11 protein-coding genes are annotated in these 10,066 nt (G+C 68.9%); 6 read left to right on the top strand and 5 right to left on the bottom strand.

Features of this window, described 5'->3' with window-relative positions:
• Positions 1–147 precede the first annotated feature (147 nt).
• Together cimA and ACE3P6_RS15430 are read left to right on the top strand one after the other, a co-directional pair.
• Positions 148–1,770: a citramalate synthase gene (gene cimA, locus ACE3P6_RS15435; RefSeq protein ID WP_374396700.1), complete on the top strand. Its 1,623-nt coding sequence runs from the start codon at positions 148–150 to the stop codon at positions 1,768–1,770.
• Positions 1,767–2,519, top strand: a complete 753-nt coding sequence (locus ACE3P6_RS15430) for a squalene/phytoene synthase family protein (protein WP_374396698.1) — start codon at positions 1,767–1,769, stop codon at positions 2,517–2,519. The genes cimA and ACE3P6_RS15430 overlap by 4 nt, the downstream gene beginning before the upstream one ends.
• A 73-nt stretch (positions 2,520–2,592) precedes the next feature.
• Here the strand turns inward: ACE3P6_RS15430 and ACE3P6_RS15425 are convergent, their stop codons facing one another.
• On the bottom strand, positions 2,593–3,798 hold the full coding sequence (locus ACE3P6_RS15425) for an MFS transporter (protein WP_374396696.1): 1,206 nt from the start codon (positions 3,796–3,798) through the stop codon (positions 2,593–2,595).
• Positions 3,799–3,882: 84 nt separating this feature from the next.
• On the opposite strand from ACE3P6_RS15425, the gene ACE3P6_RS15420 reads away from it, so the two are divergent.
• Both ACE3P6_RS15420 and ACE3P6_RS15415 read left to right on the top strand, forming a co-directional pair.
• A complete protein-coding gene (locus tag ACE3P6_RS15420) occupies positions 3,883–4,512 on the top strand; it encodes a DNA-3-methyladenine glycosylase (RefSeq protein ID WP_374396694.1) in 630 nt (209 codons plus the stop codon).
• Positions 4,509–5,171 carry an alpha/beta hydrolase gene (locus tag ACE3P6_RS15415; RefSeq protein WP_374396702.1) on the top strand — a complete coding sequence of 221 codons (663 nt, stop codon included), beginning with the start codon at positions 4,509–4,511 and terminating at the stop codon, positions 5,169–5,171. Before ACE3P6_RS15420 ends, ACE3P6_RS15415 begins: the two co-directional genes overlap by 4 nt.
• A gap of 8 nt (positions 5,172–5,179) precedes the next feature.
• On the opposite strand, the gene ACE3P6_RS15410 is transcribed toward ACE3P6_RS15415, so the two are convergent.
• The 3 genes from ACE3P6_RS15410 to ACE3P6_RS15400 form a co-directional block, all read right to left on the bottom strand.
• Complete coding sequence (locus tag ACE3P6_RS15410; protein ID WP_374396692.1) at positions 5,180–6,154, bottom strand: ROK family protein; 975 nt, start codon at positions 6,152–6,154, stop codon at positions 5,180–5,182.
• Positions 6,155–6,219: 65 nt separating this feature from the next.
• Complete coding sequence (locus tag ACE3P6_RS15405; RefSeq protein WP_374396690.1) at positions 6,220–7,305, bottom strand: LacI family DNA-binding transcriptional regulator; 1,086 nt, start codon at positions 7,303–7,305, stop codon at positions 6,220–6,222.
• A 20-nt stretch (positions 7,306–7,325) separates the two neighbouring features.
• Complete coding sequence (locus ACE3P6_RS15400) at positions 7,326–7,457, bottom strand: hypothetical protein (protein WP_374396688.1); 132 nt, start codon at positions 7,455–7,457, stop codon at positions 7,326–7,328.
• Positions 7,458–7,505: 48 nt separating this feature from the next.
• On the opposite strand from ACE3P6_RS15400, the gene ACE3P6_RS15395 reads away from it, so the two are divergent.
• Positions 7,506–8,279: a GNAT family N-acetyltransferase gene (locus tag ACE3P6_RS15395; protein ID WP_374396686.1), complete on the top strand. Its 774-nt coding sequence runs from the start codon at positions 7,506–7,508 to the stop codon at positions 8,277–8,279.
• A gap of 9 nt (positions 8,280–8,288) precedes the next feature.
• Here ACE3P6_RS15395 and ACE3P6_RS15390 read toward each other — a convergent pair whose 3' ends face one another.
• Positions 8,289–9,203 carry a LysR family transcriptional regulator gene (locus tag ACE3P6_RS15390; RefSeq protein WP_374396684.1) on the bottom strand — a complete coding sequence of 305 codons (915 nt, stop codon included), beginning with the start codon at positions 9,201–9,203 and terminating at the stop codon, positions 8,289–8,291.
• A gap of 89 nt (positions 9,204–9,292) precedes the next feature.
• On the opposite strand from ACE3P6_RS15390, the gene ACE3P6_RS15385 reads away from it, so the two are divergent.
• On the top strand, positions 9,293–10,066 hold a 774-nt coding region (locus ACE3P6_RS15385), incomplete at its 3' end, for a phytanoyl-CoA dioxygenase family protein (protein ID WP_374396681.1).

The following is a 10,066-nucleotide window of genomic DNA, read 5'->3' as shown; positions in this document are numbered from 1 at the left end:
GGACTTGATCCGGGGCCTCTGCGTGACCCCCGAGGCCCCGGATCAAGTCCGGGGCGGGGTCTCGGCAAACCTTAACACCACCCTAACCCGCGCCCGCAACCCATTGAAATCACTCGCCTCGAAAATCTGTCCACCGTGGACATACCCATGACCCGCGACCGCCTCTTTCTCTTCGACACCACCCTCCGCGACGGCCAGCAGACGCAAGGAGTCCAGTTCTCCACGCCTGAGAAGGCCCAGATCGCGACTGCCCTCGACGCCCTCGGGGTCGACTACATCGAGGGCGGCTGGCCCGGCGCCAACCCGACCGACAGTGACTTCTTCGCCGCCCCCCCGGCCACAAAAGCCACCCTCACCGCCTTCGGCATGACCCGCCGCGTCGGACGGTCCGCCGAGAATGACGACGTTCTGGCGGCGGTCCTGAATGCCGGAACCCCCGCCGTCTGCCTGGTCGGCAAGACCCATGATTTCCACGTCACCACCGCCCTCGGCGTCACGCTGGAGGAAAACCGCGAGGCCATCGCCAGTTCCATCCGCCACCTCGTCGCCAGGGGCCGCGAGGCGCTCTTCGATGCGGAACATTTCTTCGACGGCTACCGCGCCAACCCCGGCTACGCCCTCTCCTGCCTGAAGGCCGCCCTCGAGGCCGGCGCCCGCTGGGTGGTCCTCTGCGACACCAACGGCGGCACGCTGCCCGCCGAAGTGGGCCGGGTGACGGCGGAAGTCATCGCTGCCGGTATCCCCGGCGACCGGCTCGGCATCCACTGCCACGACGACACCGGCAACGCGGTGGCGAATTCGCTGGCCGCGGTCGAGGCGGGGGCCCGGCAGATCCAGGGCACGCTGAACGGCCTCGGCGAGCGCTGCGGCAATGCGAACCTGACGACGCTGATCCCGACGCTGCTCCTCAAGGACCCCTATGCCAGCCGGTTCGAGACCGGGGTCAGCCGCGAGGCGCTGGCGGGGCTTCTCAAGACCAGCCGCATGCTGGACGACATCCTGAACCGGGTCCCCCTGCGCAGCGCGCCCTACGTCGGCGCCTCGGCCTTCGCCCACAAGGCGGGCCTCCACGCCAGCGCGATCCTGAAGGACCCGACGACCTACGAACACATCGACCCCGTAGTGGTTGGCAATGAACGCATCATTCCGATGTCGAACCAGGCGGGCCTGTCGAACCTGCGCGCCCGGCTGGCGGCGGCGGGGATCGAGGCGGACCCGAAGGATGCCCGCCTCGGCCGGATCATCGAGGTCATCAAGGCCCGTGAGGACCAGGGCTATGCCTATGACGGTGCGCAGGCCAGTTTCGAGCTGGTCGCGCGGCGCGAGCTGGGCCTCTGCCCGGAGTTCTTCGAGGTCAAGCGCTACCGGGTGACGGTGGAGCGGCGGAAGAACAAGTACGACCGGATGATCTCGCTTTCCGAGGCGGTGGTGGTGGTCAAGATCGGCGACGAGAAGATGATGTCGGTCTCGGACAGCATGGACGAGACCGGCAGCGACCGCGGGCCGGTGAACGCGCTGTCGAAGGCGCTGGCCAAGGATCTCGGGCCCTACCAGGCCTGCATCGACGACATGAAGCTGGTCGACTTCAAGGTCCGCATCACCAATGGCGGGACCGAGGCGGTGACGCGGGTCATCATCGACAGCGAGGACGGGCAGGGCAACCACTGGTCGACGGTGGGCGTCAGCGCCAACATCATCGACGCCTCGTTCGAGGCGCTGCTGGACGCGATCCAGTGGAAGCTGATCCGCGATTTCGGGGTTCCGGTGTGACCGTCGAGGCCTGCGCGGCGCTGGTGGAACGGGGCGACCCCGACCGCTTCCGTGCGGTGATGGCCGCCCCGGTGGAGGCCCGCGCACAGCTTTTTCCGCTTTACGCCTTCAACCTTGAGGTCGCGCGCGCGCCCTGGGTGACGCAGGAGCCGCTGATCGCCGAGATGCGCCTGCAATGGTGGCGGGACATGGTAGAGAATGCGGCTTCCGGGGCGGCCAGGGCGCATGAGGTGGCGGGGCCGCTGCATGATCTGATCCGGGACTTCGGCCTGCCGGTCGCGGTGCTGGATCGGCTGATCGCGGCGCGGCGCTGGGACATCCATCGCGACCCGCATGCCGGTGCATCGGCGCTGGACGCCTATCTGGAGGACACCGGCGCAGGGCTGATGTGGCTGGCGGCCCGGGCGCTTGGTGCGCCGGACGGGGCGGAGGCCGCGGTGCGCGCCTATGGCTGGGCGGCGGCGGCGGCGGGCTATCTGCGGGCGGCCCCGGAGCTTCAGGCGCGGGGACGCCAGCCGCTGCCGGAGGGGATGGAGGCGACGGAGCTTGCGCGGAAGGGGCTGGAGAAGCTGGCCGAAGCGCGGGCCGCAAGGAAAGCCGTTCCGAAGGATGTGGCCCCGGCCCTGCTGGCGGGCTGGCAGGCGGAAGCGATTTTGCGTCAGGTGGTTGCGGGGCGATCCTCATCCGAATTGTCCGAGGCGCGGAAGCGCTGGGGACTGTTGTGGCAGGCCATCACGGGGCGCTGGTAGGGCAAGCTCCTCGTGCGACTTCGTCTTCTCGTCGTCCGCGATGAGCGCATGACATGCGACGACGAGCGGCCCGTCAGATCCGACGCGCCTCGGGGCGGAGCCAGAGCCAGATCAGCGCGCCGCCGGCAAGCACCAGGAAGGGCAGCATGGCGAGGTTGACCATCTGCCAGCCAGCCTCGACCGATCCGCCGGAGCAGTTCATCAGCCCGCCGGAGGAGAAGGAAGCCAGGGTCACGCCGCCGAAGACCACCAGGTCGTTCAGGCCCTGCAGCCGACCGCGCTCCTCGGGGCGTTGCGCCGAGGTCAGCATCGTGGTTGCGCCGATGAAGCCGAAGTTCCAGCCGAGGCCGAGGAGCATCAGCGCGGCGAAGAAGTTCTCCAACTGCACCCCGGCCATCGCCACAGCCCCGGCCAGGGCAAGGATCACGAGGCCGAGGGCGATGATCCGCTCGGTCCCGAAGCGGGCGATCAGGTGGCCGGTGAAGAAGGACGGCACATACATCGCGAGGACATGCGCGGTCACGATATCCGCCGCATTGCCCTTGTCGAAGCCGCAGCCGACCACGGCGAGCGGGGAGGAGGTCATCACGAGGTTCATCAGCGCATAGGATACCGTGGCGCAGATCATCGCGACGAGGATGGTGGGCGTGCGAAGCAGTTCGCCCCGGCTGCGCCCGACCGGCGCCCCGGCAACCGGGGGTTTCGGCTTCGGAATGTCGAGCGCAAAGAACAGGAACGAGCCGACAAGGTTCAGCACGATCACGGCCAGATAGGAGCCGAGGAAGGTGACAGCCATTGCGTCGGCGGTGAATTTCACCATCTGCGGGCCGACCACGGCAGAGAGCAGGCCCCCCGCCATGACCCAGCTGATCGCCTTGGGGCGGAACGCCTCGGACGCGGTATCCACGGCGGCAAAGCGGTAAAACCCGTTCGCGGACATGTAGATGCCGGAACAGACCGCGCCGATGTTGAACAGAAGGAAACTGCCGGTCGCGAGGCCCCAGGCGCCGATGGCGGCCCCGACGGCGCCCCCGGCGGCGCCGAAGAAGAACCCGGCGCGGCGCCCGTAGCGCTGCATCAGCGCCGAGATCGGGGTGGCGGTCAGCATGGAGCCGACGACCATCATCGTCACCGGGAGCGTCGCCCAGCAGATGTTCGGGGCGAGGCTGGAGCCTGCGAGCCCGGCGATGGTGAAGATCATCGGCAGTTGCGCGCCGAGGATGGCCTGGGCGGCGACAAGGACGAGAACGTTGCGGCGGGCGGTGGAGTCGCTGGTCATGGGCTATCGGTAGAACTGCCCAAGCGGAGGGGCAAGCGGAAAGGTGGGTTGCCTCCGGCGGGGATACTTGGGCAAAGATGAAACATGGTAGGGCGGATCATCACATCGCTGGACTGCGTGGCCGAGGGCGCGGAATGGCTGGCCGGGCGGGAGCCTGCCTTTGCGCGGGCCTTGCCGCTGGTCGGTGACCTGCCGCTCAGGCGCGAGGCGGACGGGTTTGCCGCACTTCTGCGCGCGATCGTGGGGCAGCAGGTTTCTGTCGCCTCGGCGCGGGCGATCTGGGGGCGGCTGGAGGGGTTGGGGCTGACCGAGGCGGCAGTGATGGCGGCGGCCTCGGACGAGGACCTGCGGGCGGCGGGGCTGTCGCGGCAGAAGGCGCGCTATGGGCGGGCCTTGGCGCAGGCTGGCATTGATTTCAACGCCTTGCGCGGTGTTCCTGATGCGGATGTGGTCAAGACCCTGGTCGCGGTGCCGGGGATCGGGGTCTGGACGGCGGAGATCTACGCGATGTTCGCCCTGGGCCGGGCGGATGTCTTCGCGCCGGGCGACCTTGCCTTGCAGGAGGCGGCGCGGATGCTGTTCGGGCTGGAGGCGCGGCCCTCGGACAAGGCGCTGCGCCAGATGGCCGAGGCCTGGTCGCCCTGGCGGTCGGTTGCGGCGCGGATTCTTTGGGCCTACTACCGGGTCGCGAAGGATCGGGAAGGGGTCATCTGATGCGGGAATTGCGGTTCGGGCGGAAAGGGGCAGAGAGGGGCAAGGCCGGGGCGCTGGTCGTCTTCCTGCACGGCTATGGCGCCGACGGGGCCGATCTTCTGGGGCTGGCCGACGTGCTGGAGCCGCATTTGCCGGGGGCGGCCTTCCTTGCTCCGGATGCGCCGGAGCCCTGTCGGGGTGGCGGGTTCGGCCGGCAGTGGTTTCCGATTCCCTGGATCGACGGGTCGAGCGAGGCAGCGGCTGCAGAGGGCCTGGCTGCGGCGGCGGAAGACCTGAACGGGTTCCTTGACGCCCGGCTGGTGGAGGAGGGGCTGACGGCGGATCGGCTGGTGCTGCTGGGCTTCAGCCAAGGCGCGATGATGAGCCTGCATGTCGCCCCGCGCCGTGACAAGGAAGTGGCGGGAATCGTTGCGATTTCCGGTCGGCTCTTGCGCCCCGACGCGCTGGCGGTCGAGGCGCGCGTAAAGCCGCCGGTGCTGCTGATCCACGGCGACCAGGACCCTGTCGTGCCGTTTTCCGACATGGCGAAGGCGGGCGATGCGCTGGTCGCGGCCGGGTTCCCGACCTATGGCCATGTGATGAAGGGCACCGGACACGGCATCGCACCGGACGGGCTGGGCGTGGCGCTGCAGTTCATCAAGGAGCGTCTTGCCGTCTGATCAATGGCTTATGGCGCGTTGTTCAGGTAGACAGCGCAGCCGGTAAGGGCTGCATAATCGTCCTCGACGACCGAAATGGCGAAATCCTTGCGCAAGAGGTCGACGCGGCGGTCTTCGCGGAAGGCGGTCTGCAATCCGAAGCGCGCGAAATGCGGCGTCATCGCGCGGGACATGCCGCCGATCAGGTAGATCCCGCCGTAGGGCAGGTGGATCAGCGCCAGGTCGGCGAGCATCTGGCCAAGGATATGGACGTAGAGCCGTGCGGCATGGGCGGCGGTCGCGTCGCCCGCGTCCAGCGCCGCCAGCACCTCGGCAGAGGTCAGGCTGGCCGGGTGGCCTGCGGCATAGGCGGCGAAGGCGTGCAGGTTGGCAAGGCCGCGCCCGGCCAGCACCTCCTCGACCCCGGCATGGGGCACCTCGCCTTCGGATTTCAGCCGGGCCTCGACGAAGCGGGCGAGCTGGAAGTCCTCCTCGGTCCGCACCGGCATGTTGACATGGCCGCATTCCGAGGGCGGCACGACGCGGCCCTTCGGGGCAGGGTGAACGGGGGCCGCATTGACGCCGGTGCCAAGCCCGACCACCAGCATCGTGGCCCCTGCCTTGACCGGGCCGGAGATCACGGTCCGAAGATTGGCCTCGGGGATATGGCCAAGCGCCTGGCCCTGGGCCTGCAGGTCGTTCAGGATCGCCACCTTGCGCGCGCCGGTCGCGGCGGAAAGCTTCGCCCCGTCCATCACCCAGTCGAGGTTGGTCATGGTCGCGATGCCGTCCTGCACCGGGCCGGCAGCAGCGACGCAGACGCCGGAGACTGTGGCCCCGGTCTGGTCAAGATAGTCGCGCAGGACCTGGGCGATGTCCTGGCCGCGCGTCTGGTATTCGGCGTTCGGGAAGCGGCGGATCGAGTCGATCCTGACGCGGGTGCCTTCGGCCAGCGCGACGCGGGTGTTGGTGCCGCCGATGTCGGCTAGGATCGCTAGGGTCATGGGCCGGGTCCGTCGCTTCGGGGATCAGTTGGTGATACGGGGAAACCGCGCCACACGCCAGAGGGTCAAAGCGCTTCGGGTCTGGGTTTCGGGGCCGGTCCGGTGGAGGTTCCCTCGACCAGTTCCGCTTCCAGCAGTTGTTCGGCGGGCGGCTGGTCGGGGTTGGCGATCCGGTCGAGCAACAGTTCGGCTACCTGCCGCCCGGCCTCGCGCACCGAAGAGCGCATGGCGGTGAAGATCGGCTTCTCCTCGCCGTTCTTCATGTAGGAGAGATCGTCGTCGAAGACGATCAGCGAGATGTCGCGGCCCAGCACCAGCCCCGCCCCTTCGACGGCGCGGCGGATGCCCATGCCGGAGATCATCGAGGCGGCGAGGAAGGCGGTCGGGGGATGTGGCAGGCGCAGCATCCGTTCGGCGGCGCGGAAGCCTGCGACCTCGGACATCTCGTCGGATGACATGAGCGCAGGGTCGGGGGGCAGGCCGCGGGCGTCCAGCGCCTCGACATAGCCGCGGCGGCGGCGGATGGCGAAATCCATGTATTCGAGGCCGTTCACCAGCGCGATGCGGGCATGGCCGAGGTCAAGAAGGTATTCCGTCGCCCGCAGGAAGGCGCGGCGGTTGTTCACGTCGAGCCAGGAATAGGGCACTGTGGTCCCGGTGGCGCGGCCGTGCACGACGAAGGGCAGGCCGATTTCGAGGAGCAGGGGAATGCGGGGATCGTTCTCGCGCGGGGAATGGACGATGACGCCGTCGACGTTCCCCTTCACCTTCATCGCGCGGTAGGTCTGTTCCTCTTCCTCGTCCGGGACGACGGAAAGAAGCATGTCGTAATCGTTGCGGCTGTAGGTTTCCCCTGCACCGGCGATGAAATCGGCGAAGACCGGGTTCACGATCTCATGCCTTGTTGCGATCGGGATGACATGGCCCACGGCCATCGCGCGCCCGGTGGCGAGCCGGATCGCGCGGGCGTTCGGGTGGTAGTTGTGTTCCTTGGCCGCCGCCATGACACGGGTGCGGGTGGCCTCGTTGACCTCGGGGTAGCCGTTCAGCGCGCGCGACACCGTGGTCGGCGACAGGCCGAGTTTCTGGGCAAGTTCCTTGAGGTTCATCGGTGGGCGGCACTTCAACGCGGTCAGGACGCGTGGGACCATAGCCCCCGGTCGGGGAGGCGTCAAAGCCTTAGCGCGATCACCGCAAGAAGGCCGAGCCAGAGGAGGCTGAGCGCCGCGGCGAGGGCGAGCGGCACCCAGAGGGTGAACCGGGGGGACTGGGCCGGGGATTTGCGCAGCGAGACGGGTTTCATGGCCCCGATTAACGGCATGGAAAGGTTTCTGCGGCGTTAATCGCGGCCATGTTCGATGCAGGCGAAACCGGGGGGATTCTGCCCCTGCAGCAAAGTGCCGTCTATGCGGCGGCGGTCGCGGGCTGCGGTGCGCGGGTGCGCTGGCTGGAAGGCGGCGTGCTGGCGGTGGAGCGGGGGCGGGTCCGGCTGGTCTCGCGGGTGGCGGGTCTGGACCGGGCGGGGCTGCGGCGGTTGGCGCGCTGGCCGGGGGTGACGTTGGCGACGCCGGAGGCAGGGATCGCGGGCTTCGGGCTGGTGCCGCTGGTCACGCCGATGCACCATGCGATCTGGGCGCTGGGGCCGGACTTGTGCGCGGGGATGGCGCGGAACTGGCGGGGGCATCTGCGGCAGGCGGAGCGGGCGGGGGTGCGGGTCCGGCAGGGCGATGCGGCAACGTTGGCGGCGCTGATCGCAGCTGAGGCGGCGCAGCGGGCAGAGCGGCGGTATCGCGCGCTGCCGGTGGGCTTCACGCGGGCCTTGCCGGGTCAGGCGCTGCGGCTGTGGGAGTGGCGGCAGGGCGGGACGCTGCAGGCCGCGATGTGCTTCGTCGTGCATGGCGCGTCGGCCAGCTATCACCTGGGCTGGGGGTCGGGGGAGGCGCGTGGGGCAGGGGTGCATCAGCTGATGCTGGCCCGGGCGGTCGAGGCCTTGTGGGCGGAAGGCGTGCGCTGGCTGGACCTCGGCTCGGTGGACAGCGAGCGGGCGCCGGGGCTCGCCCGGTTCAAGCTGGGGACCGGGGCGGTGCTGAAGCGGCTTGGGGCGACGATGCTGGTCCTGCCGTGAGGCCGGAGGTCAGGCCGGAACCGGGTTGCCGGAGAAGCCACATGTCGCCAGGATTTCTGGCAGAAGCCCGACAAGCACATCCTCCGCCGGGGGGATCGTCGCGGTTGCCAGGCGCGCCAGCACCAGAGCCTCGGTTCCGGCGTCGAGCAGGGGCCGGGTGACCAGCGGCTTGCCGTCTTGCGACTGGCGCGGCGCGGGGTTGGTATAGGACAGGCCGACCCCGAAGCCGTTGGCGGCAAAGCTGCGCATCAGGTCAAGGTTTGCGGTGCGGTGCGCGATCCGGGGCGCAAGCCCGGCAGAAGAGAAGAGACCCCGCATATGGCCGACAGACAGGCCCTGGTCGGTCAGGATCAGCGGTTCATCGACCAGATCGCGCAGGGACAGGGCGGGCCGGGCAGCCAGCGGATGCGCCTCGGCCAGCACCGCATGCGGCGGGATTCGGGTGACAAGCCTGCGGTCTATGTCGGTCTCAAGCCCCAGATCCCAGGTCAGCGCCAGGTCGACCGTCCCGTCCCGCAGCGCGGACAAGAGGGTTTCGAACCCCATCGGCCGGGTGTCGAGCCGCAGCGTCGGCGCCTTGGTTGCCGCCATCGCCAGGAGCGGCGCCAGGCAGGAGGCCGCGATATCCTGAAACACCGCCAGACGCAGGGGATAGGATCTGAGCGCTGTCGGATCCGCCAGTCGCTGCATCTGGGCAAGGCCCGTTTCCGCTTCGATCAGCCAGCGGCGGCCGAAGGGGCTGGGCTGCAACCGCCCGCCGGGACGGCGCAGGAACAGCGCCTCGCCAAGTCGCGCTTCAAGCTGGCCGATCGCCACCGACAGCGCGGGCTGGCTGACATGCAGGGCCTGGGCAGCGGCGCTCATCCCGCTGTGGCGGGCGACGGCAAGGGCGAATTCGACCTGGCGCAGGGTAAGCGATAACACCGGATTATGCCTTTCATAGAAAGGTATGATTTGCCTTAATGGTAATTGCCGGGCATTCCCTGCGAAAGCGAAAACGGGAGACCCAGGAAATGACAGTCGAAATCACGGACCAGATGGTCGAGGCCTACCAGCGCGACGGGGTGGTGCTGGTCAAGGGGCTCTGGGCCGACTGGGTGGAGATGCTGCGCGCGGGCGTGGCACGGAACATGGCGAACCCGACGCACCAGATGGCGACGCTGAAGCCGGGCGAGCCGGGGTATTTCTTCGACGACTACTGCAACTGGCAGAAGGTGCCGGAATTCGGCGCGGTGATCCGCCAGTCCGGGGTCGCGGAGGTGGCGGCGCGGCTGATGCGGTCGGATCGGGTGCAGATGTTCCACGATCATGTGCTGGTGAAGGAGCCGGGGACGACAAAGCCGACCCCCTGGCACACCGACGGGCCCTACTACTTCGTCGAGGGGCGGCAGACGGTCAGCTTCTGGTCGCCGCTCGACCCGGTGAGGGAGGCGGCGCTGCGCTGCGTGGCGGGGTCGCATCTGTGGAAGAAGGACGTGCTGCCGACGCGCTGGATGTCCGAGACGAACTTCTATCCGGGCGACGACGACTACATGGCCGTCCCGGACCCCGAGGCCGAGGGGATGGATATCCGGGAGTGGCAGATGGAGCCCGGCGACGCGGTCGCCTTCAACTTCCGCACCCTGCACGGCGCGCGGGGGAACACCACGGCGAACCGGCGGCGGGCGTTCTCGTTGCGGCTGGTGGGCGAGGATGCGCGCTATGTCGAGCGGCCCGGCCCGACCTCGCCGCCGTTTCCGGGGCACGGGATGAAGGCCGGGGAGCGTCTGCGCGAGGACTGGTTCCCG

Origin of the sequence: Tabrizicola sp. (assembly GCF_041911175.1) — a bacterium.
Lineage (GTDB): Bacteria > Pseudomonadota > Alphaproteobacteria > Rhodobacterales > Rhodobacteraceae > Tabrizicola.
This window is presented reverse-complemented; position numbering and strand designations above follow the sequence as displayed.